This window comes from Accumulibacter sp. (assembly GCF_036625275.1).
In the GTDB taxonomy this organism is placed as follows: domain Bacteria; phylum Pseudomonadota; class Gammaproteobacteria; order Burkholderiales; family Rhodocyclaceae; genus Accumulibacter.
Genome location: NZ_JAZKUD010000003.1, coordinates 61612 through 76997, shown reverse-complemented (window position 1 = coordinate 76997; position 15386 = coordinate 61612). Strand labels below are relative to the sequence as shown.

The following is a 15386-nucleotide window of genomic DNA, read 5'->3' as shown; positions in this document are numbered from 1 at the left end:
CGATACCGAAAAAGCATGACTTCGTGCGCTGCATAATCGGGCCAACCGGTGCCGCCCGATTTCGAAAGGCGGTACGATGTGCGCTTTTGCGGAAGTGACGGATGTCCGATCCCAGGCTTCAACCATCGACCCACCTGCCGGCCTTCGAAAGCAAGATCGTTTCCCCCGGCGAACTTGCCGAGCGCCTTGACCGCATGCCGCGTCCGCTGGTATTCACCAACGGCTGCTTCGATCTGCTGCACCGCGGCCATGTCAGCCTCCTCGCCGAAGCCCGCGCACTCGGTGCGGCGCTGGTCGTTGCGCTGAATTCGGATGCATCGGTCAAACGTCTTGGCAAAGGCGACGACCGTCCGGTCAATCCCTTGCGCGATCGTCTGGCGGTCGTCGCCGCTCTCGAATCGGTCACTCTGGTGACCTGGTTTGAGGAAGATACGCCATTGCAGCGCATTCTCGATTGCCGACCCAATATCCTTGTCAAGGGTGGCGACTGGCCACTCGAGAGAATCGTCGGCAATGAGGAAGTCAGCGGTTGGGGCGGTTGCGTGCGCTCCTTGCCGTTCATTCACCAGACATCGACAACCGGCTTGCTCGCCAAGATCCAGCGGCTGTAGTACGGTACGTTGCGCGGGCGGTCATCGATTTTGCCGCGACCCGTTAATGTGAAAGTCGCGTCAGCGACTCACGAACCTCCCCTCTCCCCTCGCGGGAGAGGGAGAGAGGGAAACGGTCATGACTTTCATGATCGGGGTGCCTGGAAAAGTCATGACCGTTAGGTGCCGGTCGGCGAATTCAGGAGCAGAGCGCGCTTTTCAGCGAAGCCAGGTCTTCTGCAGATTCGGCAAGCAGGGCGCCGAGCGCCTGGGTATCAAACAGCTGCGACAGCCTGGCAGGGTCAAGCGGAGCGCAAAACAGGCTGTCCCGCCATCCATGCTGCAGATTGGCCAGCTTGTTGGCGACGAACAGCACGTCCCCCAGCGTTTTCAGGGTAACGATCGTTCGATCCTGTTCGTGTTCCTGTACCACCACCAGCAGTTCTTCCGGCATCCCCATTGCGGCCAGCAGGGCGTGTCCGATACTGTCATGCCATTCCACCAGCAACGCATGCAGTTCAGCCGGATCGCCGACCAGAGCAGGAAAATTCACGGCCCGCGAGAGCAGGTAGAACACGCCAAGGTCATGCACCAGACCAGCGAACATCGCCTCGTCGGGGCTGACCTGGGTCAAACGACGTGCCAGGACGCGTGCCAGCGCGGCGACCTGCATGGTGTGTTCCCACAGGCGCCGCGACAGCGCTTCGAATGGTGCCATCTTCTTTGAATTGAGCAGTTGTTCCATCGCCACGGCAAAGGAAACGCTGCGCACTGCCTCCATGCCGATTCGCGAGATCGCTCTATTGATATCGACGATGGCCTTTCCAGAGGGGTTCATCGCCACCGAATTGGCCAAACGGATGATCTTGGTGCTCATCAGGGGCTCGGCGCTGACCAGCTTACCCAGATGGGTGATGGTCAAATCGGGTTTTCTGAGCGCGGTCCGTACCTGAAAGGTGATATCGAGGAAAGTCGGAAAAGAAACGACTTCGCCGGAAAGATCGCGGGCGATGTCCTCTAGGATACGGAAGCAGTCTTGATTACTCACTTGTCTTGCTCTCACATACGCTGTGCACGATGAGGTGGCCGGGCGGTCTGGCAGGATGGCCAGGCGTCACGGGGCCAGCCAGCAATCGAATTTTGCCTGAAAACGGCGATCAGGGGGATGATTCAGAGTGCGGCGCCAGCCAGGCGGTACAGTGTGGACCGGCCGAGGAATGCCGGCACCGACATCCGGAGGCGAGCCGGGCGAGAATCCCGGCCAGCGCATCCCGTCGCCGGCAGTTCACGCGCTGCTGCCGGTCCGGGTCCGTCGCCGTCTTCCGGCGTCGGCGCGACAAGCCCCTTGCCAGGTCTGACCACTGCCCGCCGACATGAGCCTCACCCATCCCCCCGCCCTTGCCGCCCTCACCTGCCCCGCGCCAGGCGACGACGGACTCGCCATCGTCTACTTCGACGCGTCATTGCTGGTGGTCAACAAGCCCGCGGGCCTGCTCTCGGTTCCCGGCCGTGGCGAGGACAAACAGGACTGCCTCGCCGGACGCGTGCAGGCAGCCTACCCGGAAGCGCTGGTCGTCCATCGCCTGGACATGGCCACCTCCGGCCTGCTGGTCCTGGCACGCGGCAAGACGATGCAGCGACGGTTGAGCACCCAGTTCGCCAACCGTCAGGTCGACAAGCGGTATGTGGCGGTCGTCCGTGGCCTGCCGGCGCTTCTCAGCGGCGAAATCGACCTGCCGCTTGCTGCCGACTGGCCCAACCGCCCCCGCCAGAAGGTCGACCCGCTGGCCGGCAAGCCCTCCCGGACGCGTTACCAGGTGCTGAGCCATGACCCGCTCGCCCACACCACGCGCGTGGCGCTGTGGCCGGAGACGGGTCGGACGCACCAGTTGCGCGTGCACCTGCTGGCGATCGGTCATCCCATCGTCGGTGACGGACTCTACGCCCAGGCGGCCGGCGCCGCGAGCGGCGCCGGCCAACGCCTGCTGCTGCACGCCGAGTCCCTGGCCTTCGCGCACCCCGAGACAGCCCGGCCGCTGGCGTTCTGCTGCCCGCCACCATTCTAGCGAATGCCGCGTCGCGCGGGTGCCGGTACGCGCGGTTCGCTCACCACAGGGTGCGCGTATCGAGCCAGGTCACCCGTCCGGTGCGGCGCTTCACTTCGTTGTACATGTGCGCGGTGCCGCCCGGCCCGTCGCCGCCGCCACCATTCCACAGGCAGACAAAACGCACCTTGTGAACTCCCCAGGTCAGCGCGGTGTACAGCAGCCAGAGATTGCAGCGTTCGAAGGCGTTCGCCGGCTCGCCGCGCCGGCTTTTCGGCAAGGGACCCAGTTCGTCCGGCATGAGGCGTCGCGTCACATCGGGGGCGGCGGTCACGACGAAGTAGCGTTGGCGCCACTGCTCGCCATTGCTGGCGGCAAGGATCGAACGTTCGATGAACTCCGGTTCATCGAAGGGCAGCAGCAGTTGCAGGCGGACGCCGCGCGCCTGGCAGGCTTCGAGGAACAGCAGGTCGCCACCGCTGGCGGCCTGCGCCAGCGCCAGGTCGCCGGGCCCGGCGCCGAGCTGGTCGAGCGCCTGCCCGATCCGCTCGGCTGCCAGCCCCTCCCGTGCCGCCGGAAAGCGCGGCGGTACGCGGTTCGGGCCGTCGATCATGTGGCCGCTGAACAGCAGCACCTGCCGCGGCTCGAACGGCGGGGTGATGCGGGCGATCTCGCGGTCGACAATGGCCAGCGCGACGGCGGTCTGGTCCGGACGAAAGCCGAGGTCGTGCAGCAGGGTCAAGGTCTGCCGGCTGGAATCGAGGGCAAACCAGTCGCGGTTGGCGGCCGCGACCATGTTGCCGTACTCCTTGCGGACACTGTCGAGCGGATTGACCAGCAGGCACAGTTCTGCGTAGCTGGCGCGCGCCCAGTAATCCTTGTGGTCTCGCTCCTGGGCGGTCAGGCTGGCCCACAGCACGCCGCCGACCAGATTGTCGATCACCCGCTGATGGTCATCGCCACCACAGTGCCGGCGAAGCAGTTGCAGGGTCAGCGCATTGATCCCCGAGTAGTGATGCGTCGGGTCGCTGACGAAAGCGCGGTAATAGGGATCGATTGCCTCGCCCAGGGCAGCATTCTCTTCTCTCGCCAGGGTTTGCATCTCTGCCGGCGTCAGCCCCGGCCGGCGCCAGCGGGCCATCCAGCATTCCTTCTCGACGCGACCGGCAAGCGCCCAGGACTCGGCGTCCCGCGGATGATCGTCGGTGAGCTGCCTGACGCATTCCCGCGCCTCTTCGAAGCGTCCGAGGCGACCCAGACAGAGCGATCTCTTCTCCCGACTGGCCTTGTCGTCCGCATCGATGTCGAGCGCCAGTTCGAACTGCTCGAGCGCCAGTGCATATTGCTGGAGCTTGAGCAGAGCGTTGCCGGCGCCGCGCCTGGCTTCAATGTGCAGCGCGCGCATCGGCGTCTCGTCGGCGAGGACCAGGATGTCGCCGGGCCGGTTTTTCTGGCGCGCGACTTCCATGCGGCTCGACCAGCGGTCGTAGGCATCGGAAAACTCGTTGCGCTCGGCCAGCAGCAGCCGGCGCCATTCCGGCTGTTCCAGGTTGGGAATCAACTGAAACACCGGGCTCACCTTCCGCCGTGTCGAGGTCGCCATGCTGGCGCGCGCCATCGCGGTCAGCGCATCACGCTCGGCCGGCAGCTTCACCGGGTCGGGAGCACCGTCGACCAGCGAGTAGCTGAGCTTGCGATCGGTGTAAATGTCGAACGGCTGGTTCGGCCGCGGCCCCTGCACCAGGACGACGCCGCGCGCGCGCAAGGCGTGCCGCACCCCCAGTTCATACCAGACGTTGGCGTTGTCGAGCGTCAGATCGGCCACCACCAGATCAGCGACCAGCAGCTCCTGGAACATGTCGGTCCGGATATCGCCGGCGCGGGTCTCCTCGTCAGCCCGGAAGACCTCGAGACCCGCCGCCTCCAGCGCCGGCCGGATGTACTCGGCATAGACGCGATTGAAGTCGATCGGCCGGCCATCGTGACCGGGTTTGCTGCCGAAGGGCATGGCGATGAAAGCGTGTGGTTTCATGTCTGGTTCCTGTCAGGTTCAGCGTTGGCTGATGAGGCGTTTCGGACGGCTAACGGTCATGACTTCTCCAGGCCCCCCCGATCATGCAAGTCATGACATGACCGTTTCCCCTTGTATGCTTCGTTTCATGGTTTTTGGTTCATTTGGGAGAGCATGGGAAGTGATGGCTGAAAGGGGGTCAAGAGGACCGTGGAATAAATGCGAGAGAGGTATTTTCTCTCGCGTTTATGCCGCGAAAGCCTCTTGACGCCCTGTAAGCCAAATACGCTGGAGGCAGGGGCCGGGGAGGGGTGTAGTATCCCCGGCCCCTGCCTCACGGCGAGTGCGGGGTTTGGGGCAGAGCCCCAAGGTGTGGGTCGCAGAGAGCCGCATGGATGTTGTGAAAAAGAGTTCGGAAGGCGAGGCATAGCCCGACACCCCTCTGGGATCTTAAGCCCGTGGGAGAGCCCTTGGCATGCCTGGTCAGCCGTTTGTCTGAATACCGAACAGTGGCTCCCCCGCGAGGGGGGAGGGGCGATTACCGATGCCAACGTCTCTCCATCGGACCAAGTACTTCAACCAACACTTTCATTCGCACCCTCCGATCCTTGCCGGATCGTTCCCAGCCGAACATGCAGGCTATAATCGTGGGCTTTTCGCCGCATTGCTCAGTCACGTCGGCGCCTCTCACCGACACTTTTCCGGAGAACAGAATGGATACTCCACAGGGTCTGCTGCCGCACATCTCATCCCTGGTGGGCGCTGGCGGCATCGTCGAGCTGTCGGCGGCGGCTGCCACCAGCTTTGCCTTAATCGCCGCCGCCGAAATCGGCGACAAGAGTCAACTGGTATGCATGACCCTGGCCTCGCGGCATCGGCCGATGCCGGTGATGCTCGGTGCGCTGGCGGCATTTTCGCTGCTGAATACCCTGGCCGTCGTTTTCGGCGCCGCCATTGCCAGTTGGTTGCCGGAATACGTGGTCAGCGCGACAGTGGCCATTCTCTTCGCCCTCTTCGGCCTGCACGCGCTGCGCGCCGAAGAGGACGACGAGGATGAGGAAATCGAGGAAAAGAGTGGTCATGGGATTTTCTTCACCACCTTCGTCTTGCTGACGGTGGCTGAATTTGGCGACAAGACGCAGCTCGCGGTCGTGGCCTTGAGCAGCGTTCACGCGCCGGCCGCGATCTGGCTCGGCGCCACCCTGGCGCTGGCAACCACCTCGGCACTGGGAATCCTGGCGGGCCGCACCATCCTGCAAAAAATTCCGCTGACTCTGCTGCATCGGATCAGCGGCGCCTTCTTTCTGGTCCTGGCGGTGTTTGCCGCTTACCAGGCCTACACCGCCTACCAGGGCGGCTAGAACGGGAAAAACCGATGAGCGACGAAGCGGATCGGGCGTCGAATGGCGATCGGGAGACCCTTGTCCGGCCACCCGCGCGCGATCCTTACCTCGCGTCCAGAGGGTTCATCCTGCTGGCGGGCGTCATCTTGCCGGCCTTCACCCTCGCTTTTGAGGCCTATACCCAGGCCAGCGCCCAGTCGTTCTTCGACCCCATTCCGGGCCTTCTGCACGGCTTGCTGATTGCTCTGGTGCCACTGGCCAATGCCTGGGTGCTGGTCGAGCTGGCACAACCGTGCGTGCGCGCCAGCGCAGCGCTGGCCTGGCTGCAGTCGGTCGCGATGGGCATCGCCGCTTTCTACGCGCTGCTCTATCTGCCGCTGACGCCCTTCGCCCCGTTCATGGCCCTCTACTTCGGCATCGGCCTGCTGCCGCTGGCGCCGCTGTTGTCGCTGTTGGCGGCCTGGCGGGGACGCGTGCTGCTCAACCGTCGCCTGAACGATCAGGGCCGCGCCCGGCTGCCGGCGGCGTGGCGCGGATGGGTCCTGGCCCTGCTGGCCCTGATCGTCATCGACCTGCCGTCCACCCTGACGCGCATCGGTGTGCAGATGGCGACCAGTGCCCAGCCGGAAACCCGACAGGCTGGCCTGCGCTGGCTGCGCGCGGTCGGAAACGAAGAAATGCTGCGGCATCTGTGCTATGCGCGCTCCGGCTTGTCCGCCGACCTGATCGGCCTGTTGCTGATCCTCAGCGATCCGGTGAGCCCGAACGAGGCGAGAAAGATCTATTACCAGGTCACCGGCCAGGCCTTCAACGACCTGCCGGAACCGGCCAGCCGGGGCTTGCGCGATTGGCAGCGGGGTTTCGACCGCGACATCGGCGGCCGCGTGGTGGGTAGCCGCCTGACCGGCGTCAGCCTGACGGCTTCGCGCATCAACGGATCGGTCGATGCCAAGGCCAGCCTGGCCTATCTGGAATGGACCCTGGTCCTGCGGAACGATACGGCGCGGCAGCAGGAAGGCCGGGCGCAGATCGCGCTGCCACCGGGCGCCGTGGTATCGCGCCTGACGCTGTGGATCGATGGCGAGGAGCGCGAGGCGGCCTTCGGTACCCGTGCCCAGACCCGGCAGGCCTACGAAAAAGTGGTCCGCCGCCGTCAGGACCCGGTGCTGGTCACCACCGCTGGCCAGGACCGGGTGATGATCCAGTTGTTCCCCATTCCGCCCAACGCGGGCGAGATGAAGGTCCGCCTGGGCATCACCGTGCCGCTGCTGATCCGCGATGACCCGCTTACCAGACTGCAACTGCCGGCCTTTCGCGAGCGCAATTTCGACATCGGGCCGAAGTTTTTCCATTCCGTCTGGCTCGAAGCGGACTCGCCGCTGACCGGCACCGGGCCCTTGCGCCCGGAAAGGGTCGCCGATACCGGCTACGCCCTGCGCGGCGAGATCGACAACGAAAAACTCGGCGGCCGGACGACCTGGATCGACGTTCCCCGGAATCCGCTGCTGCACACCGTCTGGAGCGACGATACCGGCGCTGGCCCCGGCCAGGTGATCGTCCAGCGCTACCGGGAACAGCTCGTGCAGCCACCGCAGCGGCTGGCGCTGGTGGTCGATGCGTCTGCCTCGCTGGCGCCCGCCGTCAGGGAAATCGCCGCTGCGCTGGCGCGTCTGCCTGGCGCGCTGGAGCTGGGCTTCTTTCCGGCCACCGACCTCGCCAGTACGGCCAGCGGCGCGATGACTGCCGAACAGGCGGCCAAGGCCCTGCAGGGGCTCGAATTGGCCGGTGGCCAGAACAACCTGGAGGCCCTGGCCAGGGCCTGGGACTGGGCGGCTGCCGGATCTCCCGCGGCCGTCCTCTGGCTGCACGGCCCGCAGCCGGTGCTGCTGGGAAGCGTCGAACCGCTGCTGCAGCACGCCGAGCGACGTCCCGGCCGGGTGCGCCTGTACCCGCTCGAAGTCATTCCGGGCCCCAACAAGATCCTCGAAGCCCTGGATCTGTTGCCGGCGGTGCGGCCAGTATACCGCCATGACGGCCTGCAGGCCGACCTCGAACGGCTGTTCGCCTCCTGGACGCCGGGCACCACCAAAACGCTCGTCGATCGCGAGCAACGGGCGTCTGCCGCCGTCGTCCACGACCCGGCCACGAAAACCTCCGGGCACCTGGCGCGCCTGTGGGCCGCCGATCAGCTCGGGCGACTGCTCGAACAAGGCGGGTCCGGGCGGCAGGCCGCCACCGACCTCGCCCTGCGCTACCATCTGGTGACCCCGGTCAGCGGCGCCGTCGTTCTCGAAACCAGCCAGCAATACGATGAGGCCGGCTTGCGGCCGGTCGAGAAGGGCAGCGTCCCGACCATTCCCGAACCCGAGGAATGGATGCTGATCGCCACGGTGCTGGGGCTCCTGGCCTGGCTGCTGCTGCGCCGCCGGCAAACCAGGCCCCCCCGCCCGGCGTGAGGGCACCAAGGCACGCCGGCGTCGCGCTCTTCGCTTCGCTGGCGATTGCCTGCTGGCCGGTTCTCGTCTGGTATGTCCAGGGCAGCTTCGACGGTTCCAACGATCCCTGGGGACTGCTTGCCCTGGCGACGGCGATCGGCGCCTGGTGGCGAGCTGCTCCCGAATCGCCACCCGACCGTCCGCTGGCCCTGCCGACAGGATTGCTGGTGCTGTATATCGCAGCCACCCTGGCCGCCCTGCCGCTCTCCCTGCGCGCGCTTCTGGCCGCCCTGGCCCTGGCCGCACTGGGCAGTGCCTGGCGGCTCGGCCGGCGCCTCGATTTTCCGGTCGCGGCGCTGGCCCTGCTGGCATTGCCGCTGACGGCTTCGCTACAGTTCTATGGCGGCTACCCGCTGCGGGTACTGGCCGGATCGCTGGCCGTCGTGCTTTTGCAACTCAACGGCCTCGCCGTTGAGCTGGCAGGCGCGGTGTTGCTCTGGGATGGCCGGCAGATCGCCATCGACGCCCCGTGCAGCGGCATCCGCATGCTTTGGGCAGGTGCGTATCTGATGGCCACTGCCGCCGCGCTGTTCCGCTTCACGCCCCGGCAAACGCTGGCCGCCGCCGCGCTGACCGGAAGCCTCGTCATCGCCGCCAATGCTGTCCGTGCCGCCGCCCTGTTCTATCTGGAGACCGGTCTGCTGGTGCTGCCGGTCTGGGCACACACGGCCGCCGGCATGTCCGTGTTCGTCGCGGCCGGACTGCTGATCATCCACGGGCTGTACCGCATCGACCGGACGCACTCCGCAGGGCCGGCATGCCTTCCCGTCAGGGTGCCGGGTGACGCTGTGCCAACCCGACCCACGCAACTGGTCTGCCTGCTCGCCGCTCTGGCCCCTTTGGCCCACGGGGTCGGCCGTGCCGAACCGGCGGCCGTGCCCTTCCCCGGCTGGCCGACCCGCTTCGAGGGTCGGCCGCTGACCGTCCTGCCGCTGACGCCCCTCGAAAACCGCCTGCAGCAGGATTTTCCCGGCCGCGTCGGACGCTTCACCGACGGCCAGCGGGAGATCATTCTGCGCTGGGTGACGCACGCCAGCCGCCAGCTCCACCCCAGCAGCGACTGTTTCAAGGCCAGCGGCTACCGCATCGAAACCCTGGCCATCAAGCGCGTTGGCGACCAATACTGGTCGAGATTCCTCGCCACCCGTGGCGCCACCCGGCTCGACGTGGCGGAGCGAATCGATGCCCCGGACGGCCAACAATGGAGCGACGTTTCCGCCTGGTACTGGGCCGCACAGTTGGGCCGCACGCATGGCCCCTGGTGGGCCGTGACGGTGGCCGCGCCCGCCCCACTGCAGTGAAGCGACGCCACTTCACAGTAGCGCCGGTGCGACGCTGTCGGCGCCGTTCCAGACCGGCCCGGATCTCGTTTCACCGAACCCTCGCGCTCACCAAGACAGCGCATGCGACTGATACGCCCCACCGCCGATGGCGGCTTCGGCCACTTCGAGCAGATGCTCGTGGTGCGTCAGGAACAGCACCTGGGTGCGCCGAGCAAGTTCAGCCAGTACCTGAAAGGTCGCGGCCGAGGCGGCATCGTCGAACTGGATCAGGATGTCGTCGATGATCACCGGCAGGGGTTCGCCGTTCTCGAGATGGCCTTCGATGGCGGCCAGGCGCAGGGCCAGAAAGAGCTGATCGCGACGCCCGGTACTCAACTGTTCCATCGTCAGCCGTTCGCCATCGGCCCGAACGGCCTTGAGAATCTGCCGCTCTTCTTCGTAATCGATCACGACGCCGGCAAAGCGGCCGGTGGTGATTGCGCCAAAGTGTCTGGACGCCTGTGCGATGAGCGGCCCCTGGTTGCGCTTCTGGTAGGTCTCGATGACCTGAGCGAGGATTGCCGAAGCGATGCGTGATGCTGCATAGTCGGCGCCAAGTTCGGCCATTCGTGCGGCGTGCTGGGCTGTTCTCTGCTGTGCATCGGCCGCTGTCGAGGCGCCATCCATGGCATCGAATGCCTGCCGGGCGGCGAGGTATTCCTCGTGGCGTTTCTGGACCTCGGCGGCGATCTCTTCAGTCTGTTGCGAGTTCTGGTCGATCGCTTCTGCGATGGCATCCGGGTCCTGACCGTTGGCTTGTTGCAGCGTTTCGGACAAAGGCCGGCCGGCCGATTTCACCAGCCGCGTTTCGATGTCGCGGATTTCGGTGCCCAGCGCTGATCGCTCCGCGCTTTTCCCCTCAACCAGTTCGAGACTTTCCAGCGTGCAGCAACCCGCCTGAAGGAGGAGCCGATCGATGACTGCTTTGGCGTCGGCAGCGCTCTGCCGAGCTTCGCTGACCGCATGCTGGTCATCCGTCACCTGCTGCATGAGTGTGGCCTTGGTTTCCTGCAACGAACGGGCCGAGCTCAGTTCGCGGTACAACGAGCCCGCCAGAAGATCATGAGCCCGGCCATCGGCAGGAACCGGTTCGCCGTAAACCGATCGCCAGGTCCCGGTCAGCCGGTTTTCATAGTCGTCGAGGTGGATTCTGGCCTCGCGCTGCTGCCGCTGGGCCAGATCCAACGCATCCTGCGCTTCTTGAAGTGCAGAAAACTGTTCGAGTCTGGCGGTCGCCTCCTCTGCGCTCGCATCGGGTTCCAGACGAATCGCCAGCATGGCTTCGCGCCACTGCATGCGCCACTCATCCGCCTTCTCCCGGCTCCTGGATTCGGCTCTCCCGGCATGTTTTGTGGCGACTTCGGCCATGGCCAGAGCCGTTTTCTTCAAATCACGCTGCGTGATTTGATCGGCTTGCTGTTTGGCAATGGCACGGGCCCGCGCCAGGATTTCCGACAGCCGCTCTGTGGCTGCTGGTGAAGCGCATTTCAGCGCCTTGAAGAGGGCCGTGATCCGGTTGCGGATCTCCTGTGCCAACTGGCTGCGCTGCTGCACCTCCTGCCGTTTGAGCTGGATCGCATCGAACTTCTGCAGCAAGGCGTCGCGCTTGGCGATCCATTGTGCCGCCTCGGCGATCGAGACGGTCGGCATCCCGTGAGCAGCGAGCAGGTCGGCCCAACGCTGCCGGAGCGCCGCATGGTCTTGCGCAATTTCTTCCGCGCGGCCCTGCTCCAGGCCAAGAGCATTGTCCATCTGTGATTCCCGAACACGAAACTCGGCGTAACGGGTCGCTCGCTCGGCATCGGCAAACAACCCGTCGGCGGCATCGTCAGCGCTGCTGACCGCGTGTTCATAGCGTTCTGCGGGCGGCGGCGGCTCCATCGGCACCGATTCGCCTGCGGCCGGCATGAAGTGTCGGCGAATGGCCAGCCAGAGTTCGTTTCGCCGTAGGCGTTCGACCGAAACCGCTGCCTTGGTCGGTACCTCCCCGCGAATCTCCATGCCCTTGATCTGGCCCCGCAGGGCGGCGAGATCGTCTTCGATCTTCTCGATGGCTTCGCGAATGGAACGTGCCTGACGACGCAATTCATCATCGTCGGTCTTGAAGCGCTGAACTTCGGCTTCCAGCGGAACGGTCAATTTCACGATGGCATCGACCGAAGGCATCTTCAAGGCGCCAGCTTCGGCATTCAGCTTGACGGTTGCCGCCGCCGCATCACGTTCGAGCTGTTGCGCCTGTGCTTGTGGATCACCGTAATCGGCAATCGAATCGAGATAGGGGCCAAGGCCGGCCTCGGCACCGTCTTCACCCAGACCGAGCAACTCGGCGTGCAGTTGCGCGATCGCGAGCTGTTTTTCGTTGAGGGTCTGAAGGTCGGAAGCATGCCTTGCCCTGACCGTCGCGCCGATCGTGATCAAGCTGCGAATTCTTGCCGCCTGGATGGGATTCGGGATCCCTTGCAGTGCTTCTTCGGGCGTGGCATCCCCCGCGATCTGCCGCAATACGGAAGCCAAGGCAGCTTGCGCTCTTGCCATGGCGGCTGTGGCCGTGGCCGACTTGACGCCCGCTTCGCGGTAGGCGGTCGTGGCGTGATGAATGGCCTCGATCGACTCGGCATCGGCGAGAACGGCATCGTTGAATCGAATTGCGGCCAACTCGCCTTGCCGCTGTTCGAGTCGCAGGTGGGCCGTCCGTTCGGCGGTGACGGCTGCATTTCTCCTGATGACGGCGGCGATTCGCTCAGCGGAGGCGGATGGCGGAAGCGGCGGGAGGCTGGCCAGCACGACAAGGCGCTGCTGTGCCAAGGCAAGGGCGGCGACATCCGGAAGAATGGCCGCCAGACGCTCCAGTCGACGCGCGTCCTTTTGCAGTCGAAGCTGATCCGCCCTGGCTGCTTCGTATGCCTTTCTGGCGAGTTCCATCATCGTTCTCGCAGCCGTCCATTCGCCTGGACGCACAGCGGCGTCTTTTGCCTGTTTCCGGGCCTCTTCGTAATCGGCGAGCGTTCGGTAGAAGACCGAAGTGGAGGCGCGTGGCTTGAACAGGGTTTCGGCTTCGCGATCGAGCCTGGCACGCAAGCTGCGGATCGATGAAAGTCCTGCGCCGGCTTCAAAGAGACTTTCGCCGGCATCGCCCTTGCCCTGCGCCAGCGCTACGCCACCCCGCAACAAGGCGGCGTGGTCGAGGCTGAACATGGCCAGAAAAAGCCCTTCGCTCAGGCCGCCGAGCCAGTCGCGCAGGCGCTCGTCCGGAACCGTATCCGCGCTTTCGTTGCCCGTTGCCGGATCGTACTCGAGCAGGGTATTGATCCGGCCTTTCCGGCGCATGACCGCCAGACGTTCACCGGAGCGGGCGCTCAGAATGAGCCCGATCCGAATCTTTCTCGCTTCGTGGAGGAAGGTATCCGGTGAGACATTGGGAATTCCGAACAAGGCGCCGTTGATGGCCCGCCAAAGGGTGGTTTTCCCGGCTTCGTTCGGCCCGCAAACGATATGGAAATCGGAGGGGCCGCTCAGTCGCAACTGCTGATTGGTGAAATGGCCGTAGGCCTTGAGGTCGATCTGCTCGATCTTCATTCGTCGTCCTCGGCGGCGATTGCGGCGAGCAGGCGTTCCTTGGCACTGGCCAGGGCTTCAGCCAGGGCAGTGGCGGAATCGAGCGCCCAGGCGCTGTCGGTTCCGCGTAGCTCCGGCGGGATTTTTTGCCCGAGATCCCCGAGTACGGATGCAGCAAGCGCGTTCAGCGCCGCCGGGTCTTGCTCCAGTGCGGCGAGACTGCGAATCAGAAGCCCGATCGGATCGTCACGTTCTGCGAGTCGCGGCAGATCGAGCGGCGCCGTGACCCTGATCCGGACTTTTTCGAGCCAGGCATGGCCTGATGAAGCCTCGCCAATCGATCCCGCGAGCTGCGCCCGGATGGCTTCACGCTGCGACACGATGACCTGATGCAGTGGCCCACGGCCTGCGAGTGTCAGGCGCAGCGCAAGAATCCGGTCGTTCGCTGCCGCCTGCGCATGGCGCACTTCGGATTGCACGGCGGCGTGCAGATCGTCCTCGCTGGCCAGTCCGGAAATGTCGATGAGCAGGTGTTGCCAGCGGGCAAGGTCGGTGGCAACGAATTCGACGCGCTGGATGCCGATGCCGGCTTCTGCATCGACGACCATGCAGCCCTTGGCACCCGTTTCGCGCGCATGCCGACCCTGGGTATTGCCCGGAAAGACGATCCAGGGGGATTCCCGGACGATTTCGCGGTGATGGACGTGACCGAGTGCCCAATAGTCGTAGCCTTTGTCGGTCAGGCGATCCGCGGTGGTCGGTGCGTAGGGCTGATGGCCTTCGCGGCCGGACAGGGCGGTGTGCAGCACACCGATGTTCAACAGTCCGGTAGGCGGTACGGGATACGTTGCGGCAAGGTCGGCGCTCACCGCCTCCGTCGCGAAGCTTTGCCCATGGATTGCGACGCCCAGCGATTCGATGATCTGTGTCGCCGGGGTCCTGGCCGGGAAACTGTAGACGCCTTTGGGCAGCGGTACCGACTTGGTGAGCTTGCTGAGCGCATCGTGATTGCCATAGATGAGAAACACGCGAATATCGGCATCGGCGAGACGACGCAACTGGGACGCGAAGTACAAGCCGGTGTTGAAGTCCGGCCAGTCACCATCGAAGAGGTCGCCAGCCATCAGGACGAAGTCCGCAGAGCGTTCGAGGGCCAGGTCGACGACCTTGGCGAACGCTCTGCGGGTGGCCTGGCGCATTTCGTTTACCGGCGCTCCGTCGTACACCTCCAGGCCACGCAACGGGCTGTCGAGGTGAATGTCAGCACAATGAATGAAGCGCATCTGCCCTCCCACGTTCAGCGACGGAAACTTTTGGCGCCCCTCATCGAGCCATCTTACACGACCTCCGCGCCAGGGTGCCGGACCATCCCTGTGTCGCCGCCGACCTGAAAGTGGCCTGAACCTGACGATGTGAACCTGGAGATGAACCGCCTGGTTGCCGTCTATCTTCTTCCTGCTTTTCTCATCGTCGCCGTCTCTTCTTCCGCTCCCTGCGTCTTCTTCGGTTTTCTTCGTTGTGGCTTGGCCACACCGCATCATAGCCGGGATGAACTCCTGTCGCGAGGGGCGGAATGGGTCGAGAAGCGGAGCGCCAGTGCCTGAATTGCGGTCAGTCGTTCAAACCGGACGCGCGGAGCGTGCGGCACCACCAGCAGTCTTGCTCGGACCCCTTCCAGGGGGCGAGCAAGCGGGCCAGCCAGGCGCGTTGGCTGGCCAAACCCGAGAATCGGGGCTCTTTCATGGGTGCGCAAGCCGTCGCCCGGGTACAGGCGTGACGTGCGGCACACCCGGGCTACAGCCGGCGAGGGCCGACTGGGGAGCCACCGCCCGAGCCCTGAAGCGTTACAAGCAGTCTTGCCGGCTCAAGTCTCTGAATCCTCGATGATTTCTGGTCACGCCCCGGAACCCGTGACAGCACCGTTACAAGATGTCTTGAGCCGGCAACCGACTGTAATCATTGGGCTTATGGCCCATTGGCGGGATAACCCGTTGCAAGAGGACATCGCGGCGGTCGGCTACCACT

General features: G+C 64.9%; 9 protein-coding genes. 5 read left to right on the top strand and 4 right to left on the bottom strand.

Going from position 1 to position 15386, the window contains the following annotated elements; genetic code table 11:
• The first annotated feature begins 101 nt into the window (after positions 1-101).
• A complete protein-coding gene (locus tag V5B39_RS02780; protein ID WP_332341282.1) occupies positions 102-611 on the top strand; it encodes an adenylyltransferase/cytidyltransferase family protein in 510 nt (169 codons plus the stop codon).
• A 178-nt stretch (positions 612-789) separates the two neighbouring features.
• On the opposite strand, the gene V5B39_RS02775 is transcribed toward V5B39_RS02780, so the two are convergent.
• Positions 790-1638: an HDOD domain-containing protein gene (locus V5B39_RS02775; protein ID WP_332341280.1), complete on the bottom strand. Its 849-nt coding sequence runs from the start codon at positions 1636-1638 to the stop codon at positions 790-792.
• 325 nt (positions 1639-1963) lie between these two features.
• Between V5B39_RS02775 and V5B39_RS02770 the strand changes: the two genes are divergently transcribed.
• The gene (locus V5B39_RS02770) at positions 1964-2656 is read left to right on the top strand and encodes an RluA family pseudouridine synthase (protein ID WP_332341278.1); all 693 of its coding nucleotides are present in this window, start codon (positions 1964-1966) and stop codon (positions 2654-2656) included.
• 40 nt (positions 2657-2696) lie between these two features.
• Here V5B39_RS02770 and V5B39_RS02765 read toward each other — a convergent pair whose 3' ends face one another.
• Complete coding sequence (locus V5B39_RS02765) at positions 2697-4667, bottom strand: tetratricopeptide repeat protein (RefSeq protein ID WP_332341276.1); 1971 nt, start codon at positions 4665-4667, stop codon at positions 2697-2699.
• Positions 4668-5359: 692 nt separating this feature from the next.
• Here V5B39_RS02765 and V5B39_RS02760 point away from each other — a divergent pair.
• From V5B39_RS02760 to V5B39_RS02750, 3 genes are read left to right on the top strand one after another with little or no spacing between them, the layout of a single operon-like run.
• Positions 5360-6007 carry a TMEM165/GDT1 family protein gene (locus V5B39_RS02760; protein WP_332341274.1) on the top strand — a complete coding sequence of 216 codons (648 nt, stop codon included), beginning with the start codon at positions 5360-5362 and terminating at the stop codon, positions 6005-6007.
• A 14-nt stretch (positions 6008-6021) separates the two neighbouring features.
• Positions 6022-8445: a VIT domain-containing protein gene (locus V5B39_RS02755; RefSeq protein WP_332341272.1), complete on the top strand. Its 2424-nt coding sequence runs from the start codon at positions 6022-6024 to the stop codon at positions 8443-8445.
• The gene (locus V5B39_RS02750) at positions 8442-9785 is read left to right on the top strand and encodes an archaeosortase/exosortase family protein (RefSeq protein WP_332341270.1); all 1344 of its coding nucleotides are present in this window, start codon (positions 8442-8444) and stop codon (positions 9783-9785) included. Before V5B39_RS02755 ends, V5B39_RS02750 begins: the two co-directional genes overlap by 4 nt.
• 87 nt (positions 9786-9872) lie before the next feature.
• Here the strand turns inward: V5B39_RS02750 and V5B39_RS02745 are convergent, their stop codons facing one another.
• Complete coding sequence (locus tag V5B39_RS02745; RefSeq protein ID WP_332341269.1) at positions 9873-13382, bottom strand: ATP-binding protein; 3510 nt, start codon at positions 13380-13382, stop codon at positions 9873-9875.
• Positions 13379-14644: a metallophosphoesterase family protein gene (locus V5B39_RS02740; protein WP_332341267.1), complete on the bottom strand. Its 1266-nt coding sequence runs from the start codon at positions 14642-14644 to the stop codon at positions 13379-13381. Before V5B39_RS02740 ends, V5B39_RS02745 begins: the two co-directional genes overlap by 4 nt.
• Positions 14645-15386 lie beyond the last annotated feature (742 nt).